The sequence below is a fragment of the Paenibacillus sp. FSL E2-8871 genome (assembly GCF_038000345.1).
In the GTDB taxonomy this organism is placed as follows: Bacteria; Bacillota; Bacilli; order Paenibacillales; family Paenibacillaceae; genus Paenibacillus_AQ.
The window spans coordinates 3,920,367-3,944,446 of sequence record NZ_JBBOBV010000001.1; the positions used below are offsets into that span (position 1 = coordinate 3,920,367).

Here is a 24,080-nt window from a genome sequence, read left to right on the forward strand (position 1 = left end):
GTCTATTCAGACGTTATGGAACAGCCCTTTTTTTTTATGATTCGTACCTATTATCTATTTCTTTCGTAGTCCCCGGGCGATCCTTAAAAGCTAGCTCAAACAACCCCGTCGCAGATAAACCAGCCAGCCCCCCAGCCCAAAGGCGAAGAACGATATCCAGTTCGGTAAAAGGATACGCTGCCGCTCCGATGAGCAAACCTATTAATAGTCCGATAATTGGGACTGCATTACGGGGGATGTTGATACTATTTTTGACCAATTGAACTAAAGCAAGTACGAATACAGCTAATATAGAGGCAAACGCCATAACATCATCTAAAATCTCTCTAGTTTCCATGATAGATACCTCCTTAGTGAGTACTTTTAATCTCAACCGTCCTAGTGGCGGAATCATAACCTACTTGTGCGCCTAGCGCTTCTGCAATAATACGAACGGGAACGTAGGTAATGCCTTTTTCAAGCACTCCATCTGCAACCTTAACCCCGTTAACTTTTACGACGGCAAAAATATCACCCTTCAATTCTTCTTCCTCCTTCCGATTGATGACCTTATACGCTGACTCCACCGCAGATGTTGAGGGCTTTGCCCCTGCACGTAACTGTGTGAGCATTAAGCCAAATGCCATTTGAAAATGTGGATAGTCCTTAAAGCTCGTCCAATCGCCTCCCCACTCAAATCCAAGTGCCTTGGCCTCTTTTACAACCTCCTGCCAATCCGCGATCTGGTTGTTATTGTCGTCCCGGCGCATATCCCACGACACACTCGATCCATTCGGCAGCAAAAGAGCAAAATCTACGGCTAATCCAAAATTGTGGTAGCTATACCCGCCACGCGCATTGGTAACAATCGCTCCAGGTTTAGTACGCCCTTGTGCATAGAGAGCATCTTGCTCGGCTATTGTGCGAAGTCCTTGCGTAATGAGAATGGAGATGTTGAGTTTGTAGCAACGTTCGATTAGAGCAGTAGCAGCGGAACGGACTATGGGGTGTAGGTTGGTTAGACGTCTACTTGATTTTTCTTTGATTTGGGACAATGTGAGCATCTATACCCCTCCTTTAAATAAAAAAACAATAATAGCAAAGATAGTACCAGCCAGAACGTATTTAAGTAGATCAACAAACACTTTTCGTTCGCTCTTGCTGTCCGTCTGAGATTGTTGCAATAGCTGGAACACACGTGAGTCCAAAGTATCCCAACGCCTCATAATCTCGTTAAATTGTATCTTCATTTCGATAGTGGATTCTTTGATCTGCTTTACGTCTTCCTCGTGCCTGGACTGCTTCTCTTTAAGCAATCGTAGCTCTGTGCTAAATGTGGCGTGTTCTGCGCCGAAGCGCATCAACTCATCGGACATTCCGGACAGACGATTTTCAACATCCTCCATACGATTCTCCAAGACTGCACCTCCGGTCCCTCCTTCTGGATTGACTCCCCCTACAGACATATAACAACTCCCCTCTCTATCTATTGATCAATATAAATAGCCCCCGTAATAGCTACGAGGGCAAAATTAAAACGCCTACTATATGGCGCTATCTGTAATCTCTTTAGCTTGTTCAGTCGTTATCTTTTTGGCTGTAACAAATACCTGTACCTGTTCTCCCGTATACAAACCTGCGTCAAAGTATCGCTTAATCAGTGCGTACCAGTTCATTTATAGTACACCTCCTTCCACGAGACTCAGAAGTAGATTTGCCTGTTCTTGCTCTGCTTGATCCAATCGATATTGAGTCGTTGCTAGTTCGAGTGCCATGCCAGCACTCTCTGATTCAACATTTTTGATCCTTTCGGTCAAAGGCTTCTGAAATACTGGTTCTTGTGGCTGCACAGGATCGACATTAGGATCTGGATAGCTAAACTCAATCTCTAATGTCTTTGGATTGACCCAATACCCGTTAGTTCGTCCAAAGTCTTCGCGGTACTCACCATACTCTAGTTCTAGAACTCCTACTGATTCCGGTGTTCTCTCCGCTAGTGCCTTGTAAGCTTCAAAATCCTGTTCTTGCGTCGTTTCTACCACTAAACCGGAACGTTCTCCAGTATCCACTAGGACGGTTCCTGTAGCTTTATCGTAATAAATCTTTCTGCCTATATCCATTAGTATTCCCCTTTCTTATCCCCACGCTTCCCATGAAACAGCTAATCCGGGTTCATTTCCACCAGCTGGTAATCTGAAGCCATTGTCTGAAGCCCATACAATTCCGGGTGCGGCTGGCGTCCAAATTTGTACAAATCTATTACTTCCTGTGTGCATGGTGGTGAGTCCATCTTGACCGTTTATTCCACTAGGATTTATACCCCTAGCATATACCGAAAATGCGTACATACTCTTGCCAGTTATAATCCTTACCACACGAGGTTTAAATGCCAATCCCGTTACAGTCAAACTATAAGTTCCCCAGTTATCATTAGTTGCATAATCACTAACTTGCACGTAATCCGCAAGATTACCGCTTCCTGCTGCGTATAATCGAGGCTGCAATGTTCCAATAACATTAAACATATTGACGCCTGCCGCTATATACTGAGGGTACAATGGGACGGCAGTCCTCAACAAATCCAAAGGTACTTTAATCTCTCCTGCACCAGCGCCGCCTTTTCTGTAGCCCTCTCTTGGATATACAGCTAAGCCGCCATCACCCCAAATTCCAATACCTGTTGCTGGATCAGCCGCATCGTTGATAACGGGCATAGCTCCTTGTTGACCGAACATGTTTACATCTGATCGGTAGTATGCAGGGTTGAAATTAGGTTCACGATATCTAACCCAATTGACACCATTTAGATAGTGACCATTCGGAGCAGTTAAATACAAATATGGAATACCATCACCTGAGTATGCTCCGTAAGAGACCTCAGGGGCAGGCCAATGGGTACTCGCTACTGGATTCGCTATTGGGATAGTCCCTTTCGTCCCGGCAATCGTGGTATCATTCAGGACCTTAGCCGCTGGAACTGTAACGGCTGCGACAGTGATCGCCGCATCATAAATCCCTGCTGGCTTGACGACTGCCGTTGCTCCCGGAGTCACCGTACCACCAGTTTGAACCGGGAGTGTCCCTGTAATATCCCCTGCGTCTGTTGCCGCCGTTTTCCCTGCGCGAATATCTCCTGCTACCGCATTACCAGAGCCACCCGCGCTATCTGCCAAAAAATCCGTACCCACACGCCGGAACGTATAAGGCTTGCCAACTAGCAATTTTCCTGCTGTATACGCTACGCCTTTTTGATCTTTAAGAGGCGCTGCTGCAAGTCCGTTAACACTGAGCGTAGGGCTTGCACCATTGGTTACGTGCGGAACTATAGTGATACCAAATCCATCCGGTGTTGTAGTAGGGGCTGGGGCTAAGACTACACTATAAGCTGTAGCTGTGCCGCTAGTTGCAGCATATCCCGGCTGACGAATATAGTCCGTTTTTACCGCCGCTACCGCTGCATCAGCTTTTGCCTGAGCGCCAGCAGGAGTCTCTTTCGCATTCCATGCTGTCTTTTCAGCATCCGTAACAAACCGATTACTCGCATCTTGAACAATAATAGCTGGTGGGTGAGTAGCTGGGTGAGTATAGTTGGTCGCTCCTGTAGCAATGCCCGCTAGCTTTGTTTTCTCTGCAGCGGTGTAATCGTTGGTAGACAGCTGTTTGCCAGTAACTTTATCAACCTTGCCATTAACAGCATTATCCAAGATATCCATATTCCCGTTCAGATCGGCAATATCAACGATATCTGTTCCCTCGGGCTTCTTTAAGCCCAAATTTCCTGTGGTTTGCATGTGTCACTCTCCTATCTATAAGTTCTTAATTCGTTCCATGTTTTATTGTGAGCACTCTCCCAAGTCAAAACCTTAACGGAGTCCCACCACGTATAGCTGAACACAAATTCATAAGCCAAATGCGCAGGTTTAATCTCTTCGATGATTTGAATCAACCCTGCCATATTGGGAGGAATGCCCAACGTACTCACAAAATGAATCTCAAAACGATACTCATTGGGCACTTCCTTAACTTCAACCACACCACCTGAAAAAGCGGACGCCGTCCGCTGGATCATCTCCGGCGTTGTCGTCCCGTTTCCACGCAGTTTCGCCTTAATCATCTCTCGGCGTGTGGCATATGACTTGGATGAATCAATATTTAGTCCAAGCTCAGCCTCCCAACGTCCAAGACTTACCGTTGCCGTTTCAATAAACGCCTGATCCAGTACATCTATAGTGCCTACCTTCAGTCCACCAATTTCTAGCCCGATGGTCTCCTGAAGCTTCTCCATTTCACGAACATCCTTATAATAATCCGACAAATACTGCATTAGATCAGGCGCTTCGACTTCACCCGGATGGCTCGAATCTTTATCTGCCGAATATTGCAATTCGCTGTATAAAGAGCTGCCGTAACTCATCCTCTACACCCCCTTCAGTTGATTCCAGGTTAGGGGGCCTTTGGGCAAATAATCATGTGTATGCGCCGCCGGAGGAAACACTGCTGGTTTACCCGCTACCCCCGCCCAAGCTACACTATCCGCTTGTTGCGCGAAATCCACCTTGCCATTGTTATTCGTATCGTAAATACTTTTCAGCATGTCCCCGGTACTTTGTGCCGCAACTAGCAAGACATTCCCAGCAGCAGAACCGATATATAGCTTCCCACTGTCTGTACAATAGCCAAGCTCACCAATAGCCAGTGCTCCAATCGCACTTTCCAAGCCGCGGCGTATTTGAATCAATGTTTTTAGAGCCATTGTCCCGCCCCCTAGAATGTTCCGCCATCAATACTGGCTACGGTAAGTCTATTGCCGTTCGCTGCGTCGTAAACAATGCTGTTTCCATCCACACTTACTGCTACACCAACCGCGTCCACGGAGATCCCTTTTCCAGCCGTAACCGCAATGGCGTCTGCAGTAACCGTGATCCCATTGCCTGCACCAATATTCAGCGTCACAGCATCGGCCTGACCACCACCAATCAGTCCGTTTCCAGCTGTAATGGTCTGTAATGCACCACCCGTACGAACCCATGCGCTGCCATTCCAGCTATAAATCTTCTGCTCATCATCGACGTAAGCGGTCCAGCCTACGGCAGGAACATAAAATACCCAAGCAGCAGATTGGTACTCCACGATTTGATTCGTTTTCCCCGCCCATGCCCCGGTTGCTCCAGCTGGAATAATGTATCGATCACCCTCAACCGGACTGGCTGGTGGAGCCAGCAGGTTCTGATCTTTTACCGACGCTTGCGGTTCGATGTTATGCTTGGCCAGCTCAATTTCATTTTTAATCTTCTGCGCAGACCACAAGTCTGTAATCGTAGTCCCCGCATCATTGATCGTCCGGTGCTTGGCCACATCGTCAATGTGAGTCTTGATCTCAGCGGCAGTCTTTACGTTCGTACCATCTGATACTTTGTTGATATGCCCCGCACTAATATCCGCTTTAAGCACCTTCGCATATGTTGCTCCATCAGCGATATCGTCGATTGTACCCGTCAGATCGCTAAGCTTCTGCGCATTCACCCGCCGCCAAGCTGCCCCATCATCAAAATATAAATATCCACTATTCGCACCCGTAGTCACGTAATACAAACGACCAACTACTCCCGCAACCGGCCGCGAGGCTTCTGGCCCCGAAAGCGCCCTGCCGACCATGGAATTAGATGTGCCGTCACCGATATAGACTTCCTTAGTATCAGTGCAAAAACCAAGTTCGCCCACCTTCAACACTCCATAACTCGTTAGTTCCGCCTTCGTGCCCCTCTTTATTTGTATACTTTGCGCCATTTTACACCTCTCTTCTAAATGATCCCCCGTCAATCTGGCCCTTGTTCTTATACCGTTCAATTTCAGTTTGAACAGCAGAAAGACTTACCTGCAAACCGTTAATATCCTCTGCTTCCACCGTATCGCCAGGAGTTTCGTAAGTCACATACACCTCTGGCACATCAGCAAAAATCTTAATCAACCGCCGCCATGGCGCCTCATCCGGAAAAGACACCGTAAAATTGCGTAGCTCAATCCCAGAATACTGTGACCCTGTGTACACTGCGATGGTCTGATTATTGATGTTGTCATGTGCGAGACCACCACTGTACATGCCATTTACAAGCGGTAATCTTTCTTCGATGACGTAGCTACCACCGTTTGCTTTTTTATTTAGCTTTTCTTGAAAAATATCAATGTCCTCTGGGTATCCCATCCTACACCTCCAGTAGAACATTACCGAACAACGGCACTTCTTCTTCGTTCAACATTACGTTGCCCGCTCCACTGTTCAGCTTCAGCTCACTGTAATCCGCGACTCCCTCAGTTGCTAGCAATAGTGCCCCGATTACAGACTGACTGATATAGGTTGCTGAAAAAGCCTTCTCCTTACGATAGCCCTCAAGAATCGCCTTGAATTCCTCACTTACTGCTTGCAGCGCATAACCTGTAGCAAGGGTTAGTTTTGCGCTTACACTAATGCTTTTGCCCGTTGCCGACGCCACAGTTACAACTGCACCTACAGGAGCTTGCCCCTCACCAGCTCCAGAGACCGGATCAATGTAATGCTGAACCTTAGTCACCAGTAGCTCAGAAGCAGGAAGTTTCTCGGCATCCACAACAATCACCTTCACCGTCTTAGGACCGTTCCATAACGGAAAAACACGTGCACCTCCCACCCCCACAACCTGCATAGCCCACTCCATGTAGTGATATTTATTGCCGCTAGTAGCTGGGCGTCTGGCTGAATCCAAATAACGCTGGCGTAGCGATTCATCACTTTCGGCGTTCTCTCCAGGGATCAGAAGAGAAGCTATTTCTCCGCGCGCGAGGTCTGAAATATAATCCACTGGCAGCAAAGAACCAAAATATCGGTTTCCTTCTTCTCCAGCGGTTTCACTCTCTAACCGATACACTCCAGGAGATAGCTTCTCCACAGCCATATAATTCAGCATATCGAGTGAGAAGCGGCTACCGAGAGGAACATCCACAAATCCCCCATCCGCTTTATAAAAAATTCCTTTTAGCTGCGCCTTGCTCGCTTCACGCCTTACAATTCCTGACCAGGAGATACTTCGCTCCAAGTACTCACCGGTAGCCGTATCTGCAAAATACAGATTATTATTCACATTCAGCTCAATGTACATTTGCGCCAGCTCTGCTGCTGCCGGAGCGAGCGCGTCATAAATGATGCTACCCTCTCGTTTATCCAGACCTGACGGAACCCGGTCCAGCATCCGCTCTAAAAGAGCCTCATACGTCTGATCCTCATACATCCTCATCCCACTCCTTTCTCAGCTGAAAATTCCCATAGCGTGTGACCACCTTACAATCAAAAGTTAGATTATCCCCGTTAAAAGAAACCTCAATATTTTCTAAGCTAAGGATTCGTTCATCCTGAAGTAAGGCCTCACTAATGACACGTCTGATTTCAGCTCTGACCAACAGCCGATCCTTACCCAGAACCAGCTGCCACTCTGTTCCGTAATCCGAACTGTAAATCAGATGTTCAAATCTATCGGTTCGCAGAATTTTGGCTGCTGCCTGCTGCACTGCCTCAAGTCCATCCGCTTGGCCAGTGATCCTTTTTCTGTCCCAATCCATTCGGTAGGTTAGACTGGGGCTTTCCCCACGTTCAAGGTTGACCTCGCCTTCAAGAAGGGCAGTTATCGGTCCAGCTTTTCCAATCGCAGGAATCATATCGGACTCACCAGCCGATCCAGAACAATATAGCTTTGTCCACCCTGCATCCGAACCATCAGAACCCGATCACCAGAGGCAAGTCCTCGACGCACTACCACTTCTCTACCCTCTAGCTCGACTTTACATTCCATTACCGATTCAGGCAGCACTAGCGCATTCCCCGATAAAATAAAACGTTGATCCACCTGGATCTGCAAAGGAGCTGCCTCCGTTACTGTCCCATAAGAAAAAGCCACGGGATTTGTATTTCCCACGGCTCCTAAGCTTGTTTTTTTTATAATATCCAACATCATTTCTACACCACCTTTATATCGAGGGACATCGTATGCTCCCCACCGGAAATCTTATGACTACATTGATCCACCAGAAACACCTGAGTCTTGAATTCATCAAGCAGGACATAAATGAAATTACCAGCCCTTACGCGCATATCACCAATCGCCTGTACGGAGAGACTAAGCTTTTCACGGTTGTGCATTTTTAGCAGATTATTTGCCTTCTCCTGAATTTGTGCAGCATTCGCTTTGTCATCGGCCTTCTGATACAAGTGCAGGATACCCCAGCGTTTCACATTATCCTTATCGCTAACCGGAAAGAAATCACGCTTACCAGACTTCTCGTTATCCTTGTATAGAAAAATGGTGTTGTACGTATCATCATCAATACTTTTTTTGAGCGAATAGTCATACAGATAATGCCCCGCTCCCAACACCAGATTAAGCAGCATAGACTCTGGTTTTCGCAGCGTTAGCTTACCAAAGTCATCATAAAAAGCCATCAACCGCCCCTTATACTGAAGCTCACTGCCGATCGCTCCCATAATAATGTCCAGCAGCTTTTTGTCATCCTCGATTAAAGAGGGAATCCGGTACTCTGTATCCTCCAGCACACCTGTCTTCAGGCCGTAGTCCTTGGTTATTTTAGTAATAACATCGCTAGCCGTGACATCCTGCAAAACATAACTACCATTGCCTAGTAAATAACGAATCTGATCATAAGCAGTCAGCTTAATCTCTTGATCCGAGCCTGTATCAATGCTGAACACAAACCCGTAGAATACATCCACATTATCTTTGCTGAACTGAATAATATCACCGTTGCTGATGCTAAACTTGGGATGCTGATAGATACCACTGTCCACAAGTGTTAACTCTAGCGTTGATGGTTTGCCTGAACGAGCAGTTTTCCATGTAATATCGGAGACGATACCTGAAATATCCCATAAATGTCCTTCCTTATTCTTTACAAGTAGCTCCATAACAGCCTCCTACGGTAGCTTAATGACCTTACCGATTGGAAGCTTCCTCAGCTCACTATCTTTAATGCCATTAAGTTTCTGGATTTCTCCACACCTTTTGCCATCTCCAAGAATTTCTTTAGCGATTTTCCATAGATTGTCTTTAGATTTCATGATATACGTTTTAGGTTTGGGCTTTTCATTAGCCCGCTTCTGTTCTACCTTCACTTCATCTTTGACAACCTTAACTGCTACCGCTTGATAGAATACATACTTTTTGAGAGATAAAGAATATTCAATATCCCCTGATGTACCCGCACTGAGCTTCCAAGAGAAACCTTCAATACTCATAGCCATGTTCACACCGAAATCAATTTCTATGGATTTATCCTCACTAGTCGATGATTCCTTTAACCATTTCTGAGGGTTGTTTAGCTTCCCATCAGCTTTTTTCAAGTCATCAGCATAACTCACCCCAGAGAATACAAAACGAATAGGTCTGCGACTAGTCATCCACTTCTTAATCAGCTCCACATATTCAAAAGGTCTCTTCAACCCGTCCTCTTGCACCAATACGAACGGATATTTTTGTGCCGGAAAAATACTTTCAATTGTAATCTCCGTAAGCTTCGGATAAGCAATCGTATTGATTTCACCCAAATCTATAATGGTATAGCTTTTTCCATCCCCGCTCTCTTTGATCTCTAAGGTCTCCGGGTTGACTGGTAGCCGGAATGCTTCCGCCTGATTATTAAAACCAAGAAAAATCCCGTACTCTTCCACGTTACGTATACACCCCCTGCGCTGTAGAGACAAACTCTTCGTTCAGCTTTTGCCCGATCTTGTTGATAATCGTATCAATGTCTCCAGCATTGTTGATATTTCCAGTTGTTACCTGCACCGTCGGCGTCAGCTGCACAAAATTCTGGATCGCCTGAATCTCCGCCAGCTCCCTCAGCATTTTCAGATCATCGCTAGAGATGTCTACAGTGTCGTTGATGGAGTCGAGTTCTTTCACGCGGTTTACGGTGTTTAGATTGTTGCTCTGGTTGGCAAAGATTTCTGTTTGTGAGATTTTTGATTGCCCTTTTGCCTCTTCCGTTATCTTTTCTGCTTTCCTTCCCAAATCACTAAATTTCCCAGCGAAATCCTTCCCCTTTTGAGCGTAAGCATTAACTGTATCCGCATATTCTAAATAATCTTTCTTCTCAGAGTTTTTCACAGCCTTATCACTGGTTGGGGCAACCAATTGTCCCTTCAAATTTTTAATCATTCCGCTCACAGCATGGGGTTCTTCAGGATTTAAATAATCTATTTTTATATTAGCTAATCCTTCTAATCCTGGTATTTTGCTCAACAAATCCAGTAGTTTCTTAACACTTGGTAGCATTGCATTAATAGCTTGTGCTACTACCTTCATAAATCCACCTGCAAAGTTTTCAGCGCCAATTGCCATCTGATACATAAGATCCAAGAAGTTAACTGCTAAGTCGTAAATGAGCTTCTTAATCGCATAAACAGGATCTATAAACAAGTTCTGAAGAAAATCTTTAAAACTTATAAATATATTTTGCAAATATATTATAATATTCTGTATATGGACCCCTAACCACCCAAATGCCCCAGCTATAGCTCCAACGACATCCCCCGCTGAAACACCTAATAACTGAAAAATTAAAATAAGAGCTCCAATAACGGCTATTACTACTAGAATAGGCCAGTTGGCTACCATCCATGCTGCTGCAAGTAGATACACCTGAACAATTATTGCTGCTAAATAGACGGTAGCTATCGCTATTAGGAAAGGTTCAATCCAAGCCCAGTTCTCCTGCACTACTCCAACCAACCATAATATTCCATCAACTACCATGCTAATCACATTAGCAATGAAGAGAAATCCATTAGCCATGGCATCTATAATCGGCAACAATTGGCCTGAAGTTAGCGCCGTGTTCAAGGTATCCATCACTGGCCTCAAGGCTCCCATTGCTTTCTCACCGATTTTTCCAAGCGCAGCGTCTGTATTCTCATTCAGCTTATTCCAGTTGGCGATATCTTCTGGTTCTGCCGCAGCTTTTACAGCTTTCTCCCCCAAAGACTTAACCGCGTTAAATGGTTTCACCACATCTGCTGTCTTGAGAAATTTCATAATTTTCGAGTCAGGAGATGGTGGGGATGGTGGAACTGGTGGTTCCTTGCTCAGATTGATTTTGGGCTTGGGGGTTGGATCGGCCTTAACTTCAGGCTTTTTCTCTTCTTCTTTCTTTTTCTCTTTTGCTTTTAATCCCTTCCACCAATTTACCTTCTTCGCTTTTTCTTCTTCCTTTTTACCCAATAGAAGAGCTAGCTGTTGAGATTGCCCCGCTTGTTGGCTTTGCTCAATAACTATATCCCTGGAAACTACAACCTTAGGAGGGAGCCGTTTAAAGCCCTCAAGTAGTGTATCGTTGATGTCCTGTAAAGACTGGTTAACTTGATTAAGAGAACGGCTCATTTCATCACTTGACCGCTTAACAACTACTTGCATTCCCTTGAGTAGACGATTAACGATATCCAGATTACTGTTTACACGAACACATTGTTTATTAACACTCTTCCAAATTCCCAGGGATTTCATCGGTAGCATTATAGCTTTAGATGCTTCTATTTTCATTCATTCACCCCCTATCTCTTCCTCGCCTTACTCCGTGCCTGATCCCGCTTCTCCTTCTCCACCCGAACAGAAATCATCGCATAGATTGCGGCACGTTCGCGCGAAGACAGCTTCATCAGCTCATGCGGTAAAATATGCAGCTCGTGGAGGGCGTAGTAAGCCAAGTTGGCTTCGCTGTCGCCCTCGTTGATTAGTTTTTTACTTCATCCACCAGCTCGTTCATATCTGTACCGAAGCCATTCAAGGCCTGTACCCGTTCACCCAGTGCCGCAAATTCACCTGGAAGCAGCATTTTACGCAGCAGCGTTTCGGCACCAAGAACACCATAAGAACGTTGTAGCTCAGCATTTTTCAGATCTGGATGCACCACACTTGAGGTCATAAGCTTAGCCATATAATCATTCGGTTCAATCTCGGAGGTATACACTCCGTTCTTACCTTTGACCTTACGAGTAGCTGCTTTACGGCATTCCTGATTCTCATCCTCGTTCATACTGCGTAGCTTCCAGGCAACTGCGTTTCCTTCCTTATCCTTAAACCGCTGCGATACTACAAACTCCTCGGTCGTGTCACATGCTACATTTTGCGCAAAAAACAAACTTAATTCACTCATTGTCTTCCTCCTAAAATGATTTAGTTTCTTCTAGTACTACTAACTAGACAGAGAAGAGACCCGCCGCTCACCTGCACGCCCGGGCCTTACTTGCTCCTATCTAGTTGTCTTTATTATTTTCCGGAGCCGGCGGGAGCGCCAAATGCTTGCACAATCTGCACGTCTTCAAAGGTAAAGCTCACTTCTTCTTCCAGCGCATCTGATTCTGTATCAAGAGAAGCCATGATGACACTATCAAGGTTCACGCCTTTTAAAATAATGCGTTGTGCTCCCACACTGGACGATGGGTCTTCATTCGTAACCTCAATATCGAAATATTGATCGACACCTGTATTCATATAATCGAGCATCATCTGGCGGAAACGGCTAGTCATATAAAAAATCGTCATCGAACCGCTGCCCGACCATCCAGTCGCTTTATGCTGAACACCACGGCGGCCTAGAGTCTTCACCTCTGCCTTTGTTTTTTCTACCGTAGCTTCAAGCGTCTTCACATAGAACATCTCTTCAGCTTGCGTACCAATCACGGCATACGCACGGCCCTCCTGGCCGGAAATCGTATCACTAGCTTTTAAAAATGCCATCTTAAACCACCTTCACTTTCATATATACTTTTTCTACGGAATCTACCGGTTTCACAGCCACATCCAGCACGATACTATCACTATCCGCACCAGCCACAACGACAACATCTGTCTGCGCGTTAAAGCCCTCAATCGCACCCATATCCTGCAGATCATTCATATAAGTCGCACATTGTGACCAGAACAGAGCCCGTCCATCTTCATTATTCGCTACCTTACCAATGTAGTAGTTCTCAAAAATACGCTTCAGATCATTCGCAATCCCATCCAGCACGCGTAGCACACGATTTTTGGAGAACGCTTTGCCTTTATCCGGAGAAAATGCCGTAAACGTGTTAATATCTTGCTCCACCACAGCTCGCCCTCCACTGTAAGTAAAGAGCAATTCACCTCGCAGCAAAGCTGCAGTCGTCTCAGAATGGCTAAGCCGCACATCAGCGTCAACGGAGTCGTCATATCCCTGATAAGTCAGTGATTGATTCACCTCAGCAGCAGCCGTAGCACCGGCCACCCAAGCAACAGCATTGTTGTTATCAATCCTAGTTCCGTCACTCAGTACTACCCCATTCTTCACGCTGATCACACCCTCATGACCCGCAGTAGCATAATCCGATAGTACAGCCTGCACTTTCTTACCTTCCGTATCCCGCAGTCTTCTCACCCAAGAGCTATACAGCGCCTTAAGCGTACTATCCTGTGATACTAGTCCAACCGTTTGGAACTCAAGCACCTCAAGAGCAGACAAGAAATCGCTATGCGCACCATTTGTCACCGTACCATTAGCTCCGCCAATAAGCGGCATCCCTGCGGTTAGCTTCAAGCCTTCTGCACCATTTTTCTGGAATTGTACATAATCGTTAGCGACCAACTCTTCAGCCGTTCCAACCGTTTGTTTATTCAGTTCAGTTCCATTCAGCAGTGTCTTTACATCAAAAAGAGCATTATTCTCAATATTCTTTTCAATAACAACAGAAAGATCGTTTCCGCGTACACCGCCGTATTTAGCCGTTACTTGCAGACCACTATTCGTAACTGCCGCTTTAACCCCTTCATTCAATCGATAGAGCAGTAACGTTCCCGCAAGTTTCAGCGCTTCGCGTACTGGCAGTAATGTTAGATGTTCCAAATCATAACCTAGCAGCTTATTCACGTCGTCCTGCGGGGTAATCTCCATGATCACTCCAGGTTCTCCCCATGATAAGGCAAGTGCCAAAGCAGTAATCCCGCGTTCTCCCATTTTGCCGATGGCACCTTGATTCGATGCTACATTTACGTACACCCCTGGGCGCACTTTGTTTTGAGTTGTCCATGTTCCGCCTGCCATTAGTTCAAAACCTCCTTATTAATAAACAATCCCATAGATTGCTTCGCTTCTTCGATCGTATAACTTTTGTCATCGTGCAAAATAACGTTCAGCACATCCTTTTCCTTAGCCGTAAAAAGCGATGAATTCACAATCTGCTCTTTACCAAAACGATCTCCATTACTCACCTTTGTGCTCATTTCAGTCTTTCTCCTCCTATCATATGTCCCATCTTAATGGGGTCAGGCTTCTCACTTTGCAAATACACCATATAGTCCGTCGTAAAAAGCGGTCCATGTCCCACAGCCCCAGCTTCCCAGGCCTGCCTAACTACACGAAAAGAACCACCTTCTTGCTCCATCCCTGCCATTGCCTCGCTTAGCTTATCAGCCATTCTTTCGGCTTCTAGCAGACTGCCTTGTTCATAACGGATACCGAAGCGATAGACCGCTAAATATCGGCCTTCCCGCTGCCGATCCAGAGTCGTTGAGATCAGTCCGGGATAAAAATAAGCCGTCTGAGGTTTCTCCCCCTCCACATATACAGGCACATCTGGAAAGTACCTCTCCAGCGCACTGGTAATGTGTTCTCGTAATTGTTGTACCGACATCACTCCATTCCTTTCTGAACTGCGGCGGTTCGCCGATCCTTGATGGTGTTAACCTTCAATTGCATTAACATTAAGAAGACCCCCCTCTACTAAAATTAAGAACAAAAAGGATACTATCCGATGTTGGATAATACCCTTCTACACTAGGCCAATGCCAAAAGAATCTTTCACCGCTAGATTTGTTCTCATCACCACTAGGGTTGAACTATTAGCAGAGCATTCATGCTCTTGCGGTGTTCTTTTTGCTTCATTTGCCATGTTATAAATATACACCCCTATTTGCCTTGCAGAGACGGTATACCGACGAGGTTTAAGCTAGCTTTGGGATGGTATAGAGCGGTTTTTCGGAGGAACATAAAATCAATAAAAAAAGACCGCATCATCCGCTCGGACGACACAGTCTTTAGTAACCGTCTATATCTCTTAAGTAATACTAACCTTCTCTTTCTTCACTCTGGGCGCTGTTATTAAAGTGTTAAGGGACAGTAGACCGAGATCCGTTAAAGCCAAAGCCATCTTATAAAAAGCCTTCGAACGTATCTTCACGTAAGTATCCTTACTTACCGGTGGATCAAACACCTGATTGTAAATCGTATAATCGTACGTTTCGTCTCTTTTCATATAACGCTCTCTTACTAATTGCTGTTCCCTCGTATCGAGTCTTTCTACCACAGAGTCTATCGCCGAGCAAAAAGCCCTCCTGGCAGCCGGTATATCCACATTATATGAAGCTATCGCAGCAGTCTGATCAGTAACAGTATTCGTAGGACCATGAAATCTTTCTGTATACGAATAAGTAGTACTGGCTTCCTTAGCCTCAAATGTAACGGTCTTAAAAATACGGTATTTCTCCAACATGCTCTCTATAGCGACCTGGGTTCGGCGACGGTCTAGCTCCGGTAAAGCAGATAAGTTCATCATTTTATGCACTCCTTTAGGTTTTAACAGAATGAGATTAAATTGCGGAAGTTTCCTAAGCAATGTGCTAAAATATAAAAGTGTTCGTATTCTGTTCGTATTTTTCTATAATATACCACTTCTCTACCAATCTCGTAAAATCCCGTTTGAGTCTGTTTTGGGCGAAAAAGGATAGCTTTCCCTCCATTATCTTGCCTTTTGGCAATAATATACGCTTTGTTGTTTACCAATTGGCAAAAATGGCTTATATTAATAACATAAGCTTCAGTCTATAAGGAGTGGTTGAGATGAAACAGGATTTTGGGGATTATATGAAGCAACTTCGCGAAACTAAGGGACTTACTATTAATCAATTGGCAGCAGCAGCAGGTATTAGCGGATCACAGATTTCACGGATTGAAAATGGTCTAAGAGGTGTTCCTAAGCCAACTACATTACGCAAAATAGCAGAGGCTACAGGAGTCCCGTACGAGGAGCTAATGGATCAAGCGGGGTATTTGCAGGAACAGGCTCTTCCAAGCGAAGAGATTGTCCCAGAGTGGGCTACAAGCAAGGATAAACGTGACTTCCGTAAAATGCTGGAGGATGATGGAGAGCTGATGTTTGATGGGATTCCACTAGACAAGGATGACAAACAGAGGATAAAAGATGTACTGACCGGCTTATTCTGGGAAGCCAAACAGATGAACAAGAGAAAGAAATCCAACAACACTTAATAACTACACTAACATGCTGCAGGTGAAGAATATGGATGAACTGATCAATAATCTGATTAAAAAATATAAAACCAACTGTCCGTTCGAGCTGGCCTCAGCGCTAGGTATTCATATTCGCTTCATGAACCTTGGGACAGGCACAAAGGGATTATATTACCGAAAACTAAGAAGAAGATTTATCGTCATTCATAATGAGTTGCCAGTTGAGTGGCAGCGCTTCGTTTGTGCGCATGAATTAGGACATGATCGCCTTCACAAGGGGATTAACCGCTTTTTCCTGGAAGAAAGCTCTTACTTCTCTCCTGGCAAGCTTGAGCGTCAAGCTAACGTCTTTGCTGTAAAGCTACTATCCATAGGCAGTAATCCTGAGCAAGAAGAATCCTGTAAAAGTTATTATCTACGGATTGGCATTCCGCCAGAAGTACAGTTTCTTTTGGAAGAATGATAGAGCATATGTTATATGAATTTATGTGTGTTTTAATTCTATACATAACAAAAAAAGCTCTTACCGAAGTAAGAGCTTTCTAAGAGCAATTAAGCTGAGTATCGGGATGACACGATTTGAACATGCGACCCCCTGGTCCCAAACCAGGTGCTCTACCAAGCTGAGCTACATCCCGTTACTATAAAATTATGGAGCGGGTGATGGGAATCGAACCCACGCTATCAGCTTGGAAGGCTGAAGTTCTACCATTGAACTACACCCGCAAAGGTGAAAATCGGGATGACACGATTTGAACATGCGACCCCCTGGTCCCAAACCAGGTGCTCTACCAAGCTGAGCTACATCCCGTTAAAATATTATAATTGCTTAATAAAAAAATGGCGCGCCCTGAGAGATTCGAACTCCCGGCCTTTTGATTCGTAGTCAAACGCTCTATCCAGCTGAGCTAAGGGCGCAAAAATTATGGAGCGGACGACGGGAATCGAACCCGCGACCCTCGCCTTGGCAAGGCGATGCTCTACCGCTGAGCCACGTCCGCAATAAGTGGTGCGCGTGAAGGGACTTGAACCCCCACGTCGTGAAACGCCAGATCCTAAGTCTGGTGCGTCTGCCATTCCGCCACACGCGCATGTAATAATAAAAGTGAGCCATGAAGGACTCGAACCTTCGACACCCTGATTAAAAGTCAGGTGCTCTACCAACTGAGCTAATGGCTCGCACTTGGCTGGGGATATAGGATTCGAACCTATGAGTGACGGAGTCAAAGTCCGTTGCCTTACCACTTGGCTAATCCCCATTGATGGTACCTCTATGTTGCCCACAATCTCTCAGGAAGATTATGGTGGAGGCTGAGGGGATCGAACCCCCGACCCTCTGCTTGTAAGGCAGATGCTCTCCCAGCTGAGCTAAGCCTCCATATCTATGGGACCCTCTAAGGGTAAGTACAAGTAAAAGTTGGTGACCCGTATGGGATTCGAACCCATGTTACCTCCGTGAAAGGGAGGTGTCTTAACCCCTTGACCAACGGGCCTTGCAAATCTGTGGAGCTCTCAACCGGATTCGAACCGGTGACCTCTTCCTTACCATGGAAGCACTCTACCTGCTGAGCTATGAGAGCATGGCTCCCCGAACAGGACTCGAACCTGTGACAACTCGATTAACAGTCGAGTGCTCTACCAACTGAGCTATCAGGGAATATCCGCTTGGCAACGTCCTACTCTCCCAGGACCCTTCGGTCCAAGTACCATCGGCGCTGGAGGGCTTAACGGTCGTGTTCGGGATGGGTACGCGTGGAACCCCTCCGCTATCGCCACCAAACGGGCATTTACATCGTAAATGCTCAGGCTTGATGCCTGAAAACTGAATCCGAATTGAATTTGCGTTTTAAGTATAGGATAAGCCCTCGACCGATTAGTATTGGTCAGCTCCATGCATTACTGCACTTCCACCTCCAACCTATCTACCTCGTCGTCTTCAAGGGGTCTTACTAATTGGGAAATCTCATCTTGAGGGGGGCTTCACGCTTAGATGCTTTCAGCGCTTATCCCGTCCGTACGTAGCTACCCAGCCATGCTTCTGGCGAAACAACTGGTGCACCAGCGGTACGTCCATCCCGGTCCTCTCGTACTAAGGACAGCTCCTCTCAAATTTCCTGCGCCCACGACAGATAGGGACCGAACTGTCTCACGACGTTCTGAACCCAGCTCGCGTACCGCTTTAATGGGCGAACAGCCCAACCCTTGGGACCTACTTCAGCCCCAGGATGCGATGAGCCGACATCGAGGTGCCAAACCTCCCCGTCGATGTGGACTCTTGGGGGAGATAAGCCTGTTATCCCCAGGGTAGCTTTTATCCGTTGAGCGATGGCCCTTCCATGCGGTACCACCGGATCACTAAGTCCGACTTTCGTCCCTGCTCGACTTGTAGGTCTCGCAGTCAAGCTCCCTTATGCCTTTGCACTCTTCGAATGATTTCCAACCATTCTGAGGGAACCTTGGAACGCCTCCGTTACTCTTTAGGAGGCGACCGCCCCAGTCAAACTGCCCGCCTGACACGGTCCCCGTACCCGATTAGGGTACTAGGTTAGAACCTAGATACGATCAGGGTGGTATCCCAACGGCGCCTCCACCGAAGCTTGCGCTCCGATTTCTACGGCTCCCACCTATCCTGTACAGATCGTACCCAAATTCAATATCAAGCTGCAGTAAAGCTCCATGGGGTCTTTCCGTCTTGTCGCGGGTAACCTGCATCTTCACAGGTATTAAAATTTCACCGGATCTCTCGTTGAGACAGCGCCCAAGTCGTTACGCCATTCGTGCGGGTCAGAATTTACCTGACAAGGAATTTCGCTACCTTAGGACCGTTATAGTTACGGCCGCCGTTTACTGGGGCTTCGGTTCATAGCTTCGGGTTACCCCTAACCACTCCCCTTAACCTTCCAGCACCGGGCAGGCGTCAGCCCGTATACTTCGCCTTGCGGCTTCGCACAGACCTGTGTTTTTGCTAAACAGTCGCTTGGGCCTTTTCACTGCGGCCCCCTCGTGCTATTCACACTACCGGGGCACCCCTTCTCCCGAAGTTACGGGGTCATTTTGCCGAGTTCCTTAACGAGAGTTCTTCCGCGCGCCTTAGAATTCTCTTCTCGCCTACCTGTGTCGGTTTGCGGTACGGGCACCTTCTCCTGGCTAGAGGCTTTTCTTGGCAGTGTGAGATCATGACCTTCGCTACTGTAATTTTCGCTCCCCATCACAGCCCAGCCTTAACGATGTGCGGATTTGCCTACACATCAGCCTCACTGCTTAGACGGACATATCCATCAGTCCGCGTCACTACCCTCCTGCGTCACCCCATCGCTCATAGCGGATTACGGTGGTACAGTAATTTCAAACTGTTGTCCTTCGACTACGCCTTTCGGCCTCGCCTTAGGTCCCGACTTACCCTGAGCGGACGAGCCTTCCTCAGGAAACCTTGGGCTTTCGGCGGATCAGATTCTCACTGATCTTTTCGTTACTCATACCGGCATTCTCACTTGTATGCTGTCCAGCGCTCCTTACGGTACACCTTCAACCCACATACAACGCTCCCCTACCCCAGATACATAGTATCTAGCCATAGCTTCGGTGGTGTGTTTAGCCCCGTTACATTTTCGGCGCAGAGTCACTCGACCAGTGAGCTATTACGCACTCTTTCAATGGTGGCTGCTTCTAAGCCAACATCCTGGTTGTCTGTGCAACTCCACATCCTTTCCCACTTAACACACACTTGGGGACCTTAGCTGATGGTCTGGGCTGTTTCCCTTTTGACAATGGATCTTAGCACTCACTGTCTGACTCCCGGCAATAAGTATATGGCATTCGGAGTTTGACTGAGCTTGGTAATCCTTGCGGACCCCGCACCCAATCAGTGCTCTACCTCCACTACTCTTATACCGAGGCTAGCCCTAAAGCTATTTCGGGGAGAACCAGCTATCTCCGAGTTCGATTGGAATTTCTCCGCTACCCCCACCTCATCCCCGCATTTTTCAACATGCGTGGGTTCGGGCCTCCAGTGCGTGTTACCGCACCTTCACCCTGGACAGGGGTAGATCACACGGTTTCGGGTCTACGTCCACATACTCATTCGCCCTATTCAGACTCGCTTTCGCTGCGGCTCCGTCTTCTCGACTTAACCTTGCATGTTAAACGTAACTCGCCGGTTCATTCTACAAAAGGCACGCCATCACCCATTAATAGGGCTCTGACTTTTTGTAAGCACACGGTTTCAGGTTCTATTTCACTCCCCTTCCGGGGTGCTTTTCACCTTTCCCTCACGGTACTGTTTCACTATCGGTCGCCAGGTAGTATTTAGCCTTAGCAGATGGTCCTGCTGGATTCATACGGGGTTTCACGTGCCCCGCACTACTCGGGATCCGTCTCGGAGAGAACACAGTTTAGGTTACAGGGCTTTTACCTCTATCGCGGGCCTTTCCAGACCTCTTCGCCTACCATATTCCTTTGTAACTCCATGTGAGACGTCCCACAACCCCTAAGAGCAAGCTCTTAGGTTTAGGCTGTTCCGCGTTCGCTCGCCGCTACTGACGGAATCACTATTGTTTTCTCTTCCTCAGGGTACTTAGATGTTTCAGTTCCCCTGGTCTGCCTCTACATCTCCTATGTGTTCAGAGATGAGTAACTGCGAATTACCACAGCTGGGTTTCCCCATTCGGACACCCCCGGATCAAAGCTTGCTTACAGCTCCCCGAGGCAGTTTCGTTGTTCGCCACGTCCTTCGTCGGCTCCTGGCGCCTAGGCATCCTCCGTGTGCTCTTATTAGCTTAACCTTGATTTTTCCGCAGAAAAATATCATATAATGACATTCTCTTTGGAATCATCTCACTAATAACATTTACTTGTTTGCACAAGTTGCTAAAAGATGTTCTAAAACGCAAATTCGTTTCGGTATCCAGTTTTCAAGGATCAATGTTTAAAGAATGTATTGAATTAAAAATTATGGTGGAGCCAAGCGGGATCGAACCGCTGACCTCCTGCTTGCAAGGCAGGCGCTCTCCCAGCTGAGCTATGGCCCCATGAAAGATATAAAGTTATATGGTGGGCCTTGGTGGACTCGAACCACCGACCTCACCCTTATCAGAGGTGCGCTCTAACCAACTGAGCTAAAAGCCCATATAACATATATAACATTGTGAATCAACCAAAGAATGGTTGTCCGCTTGGCGGCGTCCTACTCTCCCAGGACCCTTCGGTCCAAGTACCATCGGCGCTGGAGGGCTTAACGGTCGTGTTCGGGATGGGTACGTGTGGAACCCCTCCGCTATCGCCACCAAACGTATATGAAAGAGACTTACTCTTTCAAAACTGAACACGAGTGAGTGTTCGAACCCGAAGGTTCTATTGTGGAAGCTTAACTTCCGATTTGAATGTCTTCATTGCAGAAGACGATTCTCCATAGAAAGGAGGTGATCCAGCCGCACCTTCCGATACGGCTACCTTGTTACGACTTCACCCCAATCATCTACCCCACCTTCGGCGGCTGGCTCCCTTGCGGGTTACCCCACCGACTTCGGGTGTTGTAAACTCTCGTGGTGTGACGGGCGGTGTGTACAAGACCCGGGAACGTATTCACCGCGGCATGCTGATCCGCGATTACTAGCAATTCCGACTTCATGCAGGCGAGTTGCAGCCTGCAATCCGAACTGAGACCGGCTTTGATGGGATTGGCTTCACCTCGCGGCTTCGCTTCCCGTTGTACCGGCCATTGTAGTACGTGTGTAGCCCAGGTCATAAGGGGCATGATGATTTGACGTCATCCCCACCTTCCTCCGGTTTGTCACCGGCAGTCACTCTAGAGTGCCCAACATTACTTGCTGGCAACTAAAGTTAAGGGTTGCGCTCGTTGCGGGACTTAACCCAACATCTCACGACACGAGCTGACGACAACCATGCACCACCTGTCTCCTCTGTCCCGAAGGCCGCCACTATCTCTAGTGGATTCAGAGGGATGTCAAGACCTGGTAAGGTTCTTCGCGTTGCTTCGAATTAAACCACATACTCCACTGCTTGTGCGGGTCCCCGTCAATTCCTTTGAGTTTCAGTCTTGCGACCGTACTCCCCAGGCGGAGTGCTTACTGTGTTAACTTCGGCACCAAGGGTATCGAAACCCCTAACACCTAGCACTCATCGTTTACGGCGTGGACTACCAGGGTATCTAATCCTGTTTGCTCCCCACGCTTTCGCGCCTCAGCGTCAGTTACAGCCCAGAAAGTCGCCTTCGCCACTGGTGTTCCTCCACATATCTACGCATTTCACCGCTACACGTGGAATTCCACTTTCCTCTTCTGTACTCAAGTCACCCAGTTTCCAGTGCGACCTCAGGTTGAGCCCAAGGTTTAAACACCAGACTTAAATGACCGCCTGCGCGCGCTTTACGCCCAATAATTCCGGACAACGCTTGCCCCCTACGTATTACCGCGGCTGCTGGCACGTAGTTAGCCGGGGCTTTCTTCTCAGGTACCGTCACTCCGATAGCAGTTACTCTACCGGACGTTCTTCCCTGGCAACAGAGCTTTACGATCCGAAAACCTTCATCACTCACGCGGCGTTGCTCCGTCAGACTTTCGTCCATTGCGGAAGATTCCCTACTGCTGCCTCCCGTAGGAGTCTGGGCCGTGTCTCAGTCCCAGTGTGGCCGTTCACCCTCTCAGGTCGGCTACGCATCGTCGCCTTGGTGGGCCGTTACCCCACCAACTAGCTAATGCGCCGCAGGCCCATCCCTCAGTGACAGATTGCTCCGTCTTTCATTCTTTCTTCAGGAGAAAAAAGAAATTATCCGGTATTAGCTACCGTTTCCGGTAGTTATCCCAGTCTAAGGGGCAGGTTGCCTACGTGTTACTCACCCGTCCGCCGCTAAGTTATTTTGAAAGCAAGCTTTCAAAATAACTCCGCTCGACTTGCATGTATTAGGCACGCCGCCAGCGTTCGTCCTGAGCCAGGATCAAACTCTCCAATTAGTATTGAAAAGAGCGATATGCTCATTTTGAAACATCTGACGAGAAAATTAATTCTCTAATTTTGGATTTCACTTTCGTGATTTCCCACTCACTCGTTGTTCAGTTTTCAAAGATCAATGTCTCTCATTTCGTCGTCGTTGTTTGTCAGCGGCGACCTTTATAATATATCATAGTGTTTCGTTGTTTGGCAAGTCTTTTTTTTGAAAAAGTTTTTTTCAACTTTTCTTGCCTTCCGCTTCCCTTTTACACAAGCAAAAGGAGCGCGAGATATAATTTATCACGAGCACTCCTTTTTAGTCAAGCTATTTTATTAAAAAATCTTAAATTCATATAAGACTCTTGCATTTACCGCTTATCCTTAGTGTTTATACTGAGAAGAACGTCCACCCCACGCATACTTGGAAAGCTCTTTCTGAGGAGCAAAACGAGCATACATACGAAATACAGTCTTATATCTATTGGCGATGGCATGCCTGATATTTTGGTCCAAGCGCTGATCGCTCAAATCTAACAGCATCTCATCAAGTTCTTTCCGCAAAACATAATCCAGTTCCTTGCATTCTTTTTCGTTGAACAACATTCCCAACATATGCTTGGCCTCCTTCATGAAGTTGCAAGTAACACATTCACTAAAACCAAAAACCCCTTGTACATAATTAGTTAGTCCATCTCATGGAGAAAGCTGCCTTAAGATCCTCTTACACTAGATTAACCGGAGTACTCTTTTTATAACCATAATTATTAAAAATTCCCTTTATGGTTTCGTCACGATTATATACTTCTGACCTTTAGGCAATCCTTGGATGAATAGCTTTACTGTTATGCTCC

The 24,080-nt window shown here is 46.8% G+C and carries 26 protein-coding genes, 14 tRNA genes and 4 rRNA genes; 2 read left to right on the forward strand and 42 right to left on the reverse strand.

The window, feature by feature from the left end:
- Positions 1 to 34: 34 nt before the first annotated feature.
- The 23 genes from NYE25_RS17770 to NYE25_RS17880 form a co-directional block, all read right to left on the reverse strand.
- Positions 35 to 337 (reverse strand): holin, encoded by a 303-nt coding sequence (locus NYE25_RS17770; RefSeq protein ID WP_341146510.1) that lies wholly within the window; start codon positions 335 to 337, stop codon positions 35 to 37.
- Positions 338 to 350: 13 nt separating this feature from the next.
- The gene (locus NYE25_RS17775) at positions 351 to 1,043 is read right to left on the reverse strand and encodes a M15 family metallopeptidase (RefSeq protein WP_341146511.1); all 693 of its coding nucleotides are present in this window, start codon (positions 1,041 to 1,043) and stop codon (positions 351 to 353) included.
- On the reverse strand, positions 1,044 to 1,445 hold the full coding sequence (locus NYE25_RS17780; protein ID WP_339243610.1) for a hypothetical protein: 402 nt from the start codon (positions 1,443 to 1,445) through the stop codon (positions 1,044 to 1,046). It lies immediately after the preceding gene.
- 78 nt (positions 1,446 to 1,523) lie between these two features.
- Complete coding sequence (locus NYE25_RS17785) at positions 1,524 to 1,655, reverse strand: XkdX family protein (RefSeq protein ID WP_339241483.1); 132 nt, start codon at positions 1,653 to 1,655, stop codon at positions 1,524 to 1,526.
- A complete protein-coding gene (locus NYE25_RS17790; RefSeq protein ID WP_339243612.1) occupies positions 1,656 to 2,099 on the reverse strand; it encodes a hypothetical protein in 444 nt (147 codons plus the stop codon).
- Positions 2,100 to 2,114: 15 nt separating this feature from the next.
- The gene (locus NYE25_RS17795; RefSeq protein WP_339243614.1) at positions 2,115 to 3,770 is read right to left on the reverse strand and encodes a hypothetical protein; all 1,656 of its coding nucleotides are present in this window, start codon (positions 3,768 to 3,770) and stop codon (positions 2,115 to 2,117) included.
- Between the two features lie 11 nt (positions 3,771 to 3,781).
- On the reverse strand, positions 3,782 to 4,393 hold the full coding sequence (locus NYE25_RS17800) for a putative phage tail protein (protein WP_339243615.1): 612 nt from the start codon (positions 4,391 to 4,393) through the stop codon (positions 3,782 to 3,784).
- A 3-nt stretch (positions 4,394 to 4,396) separates the two neighbouring features.
- On the reverse strand, positions 4,397 to 4,732 hold the full coding sequence (locus NYE25_RS17805; RefSeq protein ID WP_076300996.1) for a hyaluronate lyase N-terminal domain-containing protein: 336 nt from the start codon (positions 4,730 to 4,732) through the stop codon (positions 4,397 to 4,399).
- An 11-nt stretch (positions 4,733 to 4,743) separates the two neighbouring features.
- Positions 4,744 to 5,766, reverse strand: a complete 1,023-nt coding sequence (locus tag NYE25_RS17810) for a DUF2793 domain-containing protein (protein WP_339243616.1) — start codon at positions 5,764 to 5,766, stop codon at positions 4,744 to 4,746.
- Position 5,767: 1 nt separating this feature from the next.
- A complete protein-coding gene (locus tag NYE25_RS17815) occupies positions 5,768 to 6,181 on the reverse strand; it encodes a phosphoglucomutase (protein WP_339243617.1) in 414 nt (137 codons plus the stop codon).
- A 1-nt stretch (position 6,182) separates the two neighbouring features.
- A complete protein-coding gene (locus tag NYE25_RS17820; RefSeq protein ID WP_341146512.1) occupies positions 6,183 to 7,241 on the reverse strand; it encodes a baseplate J/gp47 family protein in 1,059 nt (352 codons plus the stop codon).
- Positions 7,234 to 7,665 (reverse strand): DUF2634 domain-containing protein, encoded by a 432-nt coding sequence (locus NYE25_RS17825; protein ID WP_341146513.1) that lies wholly within the window; start codon positions 7,663 to 7,665, stop codon positions 7,234 to 7,236. The genes NYE25_RS17820 and NYE25_RS17825 overlap by 8 nt, the downstream gene beginning before the upstream one ends.
- Positions 7,662 to 7,958, reverse strand: coding sequence for a DUF2577 domain-containing protein (locus NYE25_RS17830; RefSeq protein WP_341147746.1), 297 nt, complete (start codon positions 7,956 to 7,958; stop codon positions 7,662 to 7,664). Before NYE25_RS17830 ends, NYE25_RS17825 begins: the two co-directional genes overlap by 4 nt.
- Before the next feature lie 5 nt (positions 7,959 to 7,963).
- Complete coding sequence (locus NYE25_RS17835) at positions 7,964 to 8,926, reverse strand: XkdQ/YqbQ family protein (RefSeq protein ID WP_341146514.1); 963 nt, start codon at positions 8,924 to 8,926, stop codon at positions 7,964 to 7,966.
- Positions 8,927 to 8,935: 9 nt separating this feature from the next.
- A complete protein-coding gene (locus NYE25_RS17840) occupies positions 8,936 to 9,688 on the reverse strand; it encodes a LysM peptidoglycan-binding domain-containing protein (protein WP_076300990.1) in 753 nt (250 codons plus the stop codon).
- Position 9,689: 1 nt separating this feature from the next.
- Positions 9,690 to 11,558, reverse strand: coding sequence for a hypothetical protein (locus NYE25_RS17845; protein ID WP_339267395.1), 1,869 nt, complete (start codon positions 11,556 to 11,558; stop codon positions 9,690 to 9,692).
- Between the two features lie 11 nt (positions 11,559 to 11,569).
- Positions 11,570 to 11,722, reverse strand: a complete 153-nt coding sequence (locus NYE25_RS17850; protein ID WP_179085817.1) for a hypothetical protein — start codon at positions 11,720 to 11,722, stop codon at positions 11,570 to 11,572.
- A gap of 26 nt (positions 11,723 to 11,748) precedes the next feature.
- The gene (locus NYE25_RS17855) at positions 11,749 to 12,171 is read right to left on the reverse strand and encodes a phage tail assembly chaperone (RefSeq protein ID WP_042131197.1); all 423 of its coding nucleotides are present in this window, start codon (positions 12,169 to 12,171) and stop codon (positions 11,749 to 11,751) included.
- Between the two features lie 113 nt (positions 12,172 to 12,284).
- Complete coding sequence (locus NYE25_RS17860) at positions 12,285 to 12,755, reverse strand: phage tail tube protein (protein ID WP_076285579.1); 471 nt, start codon at positions 12,753 to 12,755, stop codon at positions 12,285 to 12,287.
- Between the two features lies 1 nt (position 12,756).
- On the reverse strand, positions 12,757 to 14,079 hold the full coding sequence (locus NYE25_RS17865) for a phage tail sheath family protein (RefSeq protein ID WP_341146515.1): 1,323 nt from the start codon (positions 14,077 to 14,079) through the stop codon (positions 12,757 to 12,759).
- Positions 14,079 to 14,258, reverse strand: coding sequence for a hypothetical protein (locus NYE25_RS17870; RefSeq protein ID WP_076285581.1), 180 nt, complete (start codon positions 14,256 to 14,258; stop codon positions 14,079 to 14,081). The genes NYE25_RS17865 and NYE25_RS17870 overlap by 1 nt, the downstream gene beginning before the upstream one ends.
- Positions 14,255 to 14,668 (reverse strand): phage tail terminator family protein, encoded by a 414-nt coding sequence (locus NYE25_RS17875; protein ID WP_339798867.1) that lies wholly within the window; start codon positions 14,666 to 14,668, stop codon positions 14,255 to 14,257. Before NYE25_RS17875 ends, NYE25_RS17870 begins: the two co-directional genes overlap by 4 nt.
- 423 nt (positions 14,669 to 15,091) lie before the next feature.
- Positions 15,092 to 15,586, reverse strand: coding sequence for an ArpU family phage packaging/lysis transcriptional regulator (locus tag NYE25_RS17880; protein WP_076285599.1), 495 nt, complete (start codon positions 15,584 to 15,586; stop codon positions 15,092 to 15,094).
- A 287-nt stretch (positions 15,587 to 15,873) separates the two neighbouring features.
- Here NYE25_RS17880 and NYE25_RS17885 point away from each other — a divergent pair, with 287 nt between their 5' ends.
- Both NYE25_RS17885 and NYE25_RS17890 read left to right on the forward strand, forming a co-directional pair.
- Complete coding sequence (locus tag NYE25_RS17885; protein WP_042192135.1) at positions 15,874 to 16,302, forward strand: helix-turn-helix domain-containing protein; 429 nt, start codon at positions 15,874 to 15,876, stop codon at positions 16,300 to 16,302.
- A 31-nt stretch (positions 16,303 to 16,333) separates the two neighbouring features.
- Positions 16,334 to 16,747: an ImmA/IrrE family metallo-endopeptidase gene (locus NYE25_RS17890; protein WP_076285600.1), complete on the forward strand. Its 414-nt coding sequence runs from the start codon at positions 16,334 to 16,336 to the stop codon at positions 16,745 to 16,747.
- A 101-nt stretch (positions 16,748 to 16,848) separates the two neighbouring features.
- Here the strand turns inward: NYE25_RS17890 and NYE25_RS17895 are convergent.
- The 19 genes from NYE25_RS17895 to NYE25_RS17985 form a co-directional block, all read right to left on the reverse strand.
- Positions 16,849 to 16,922, reverse strand: a tRNA-Pro gene (locus tag NYE25_RS17895).
- 14 nt (positions 16,923 to 16,936) lie between these two features.
- Positions 16,937 to 17,010, reverse strand: a tRNA-Gly gene (locus NYE25_RS17900).
- A gap of 11 nt (positions 17,011 to 17,021) precedes the next feature.
- Positions 17,022 to 17,095 (reverse strand) — tRNA-Pro (locus NYE25_RS17905).
- Between the two features lie 30 nt (positions 17,096 to 17,125).
- Positions 17,126 to 17,202, reverse strand: a tRNA-Arg gene (locus NYE25_RS17910).
- An 8-nt stretch (positions 17,203 to 17,210) separates the two neighbouring features.
- Positions 17,211 to 17,285 (reverse strand) — tRNA-Gly (locus NYE25_RS17915).
- Positions 17,286 to 17,291: 6 nt separating this feature from the next.
- Positions 17,292 to 17,375, reverse strand: a tRNA-Leu gene (locus NYE25_RS17920).
- 15 nt (positions 17,376 to 17,390) lie between these two features.
- Positions 17,391 to 17,463: transfer RNA gene (locus tag NYE25_RS17925), tRNA-Lys, on the reverse strand.
- Positions 17,464 to 17,468: 5 nt separating this feature from the next.
- A tRNA-Gln gene (locus tag NYE25_RS17930) sits at positions 17,469 to 17,543 on the reverse strand.
- Positions 17,544 to 17,586: 43 nt separating this feature from the next.
- Positions 17,587 to 17,662: transfer RNA gene (locus NYE25_RS17935), tRNA-Val, on the reverse strand.
- A 40-nt stretch (positions 17,663 to 17,702) separates the two neighbouring features.
- Positions 17,703 to 17,777: transfer RNA gene (locus tag NYE25_RS17940), tRNA-Glu, on the reverse strand.
- Positions 17,778 to 17,788: 11 nt separating this feature from the next.
- Positions 17,789 to 17,864 (reverse strand) — tRNA-Thr (locus tag NYE25_RS17945).
- 1 nt (position 17,865) lies between these two features.
- A tRNA-Asn gene (locus NYE25_RS17950) sits at positions 17,866 to 17,941 on the reverse strand.
- A 6-nt stretch (positions 17,942 to 17,947) separates the two neighbouring features.
- A 5S ribosomal RNA gene (rrf, locus tag NYE25_RS17955) occupies positions 17,948 to 18,064 on the reverse strand.
- A 73-nt stretch (positions 18,065 to 18,137) separates the two neighbouring features.
- Positions 18,138 to 21,065: ribosomal RNA gene (locus NYE25_RS17960) — 23S ribosomal RNA — on the reverse strand.
- 170 nt (positions 21,066 to 21,235) lie between these two features.
- Positions 21,236 to 21,311: transfer RNA gene (locus NYE25_RS17965), tRNA-Ala, on the reverse strand.
- A 20-nt stretch (positions 21,312 to 21,331) separates the two neighbouring features.
- Positions 21,332 to 21,408: transfer RNA gene (locus tag NYE25_RS17970), tRNA-Ile, on the reverse strand.
- 45 nt (positions 21,409 to 21,453) lie between these two features.
- A 5S ribosomal RNA gene (gene rrf, locus NYE25_RS17975) occupies positions 21,454 to 21,570 on the reverse strand.
- A gap of 124 nt (positions 21,571 to 21,694) precedes the next feature.
- Positions 21,695 to 23,252: ribosomal RNA gene (locus NYE25_RS17980) — 16S ribosomal RNA — on the reverse strand.
- The 16S, 23S and 5S rRNA genes sit together here with 14 tRNA genes alongside, the layout of an rRNA operon.
- A gap of 358 nt (positions 23,253 to 23,610) precedes the next feature.
- Positions 23,611 to 23,841 carry a hypothetical protein gene (locus tag NYE25_RS17985; protein ID WP_036680631.1) on the reverse strand — a complete coding sequence of 77 codons (231 nt, stop codon included), beginning with the start codon at positions 23,839 to 23,841 and terminating at the stop codon, positions 23,611 to 23,613.
- Positions 23,842 to 24,080: the final 239 nt, after the last annotated feature.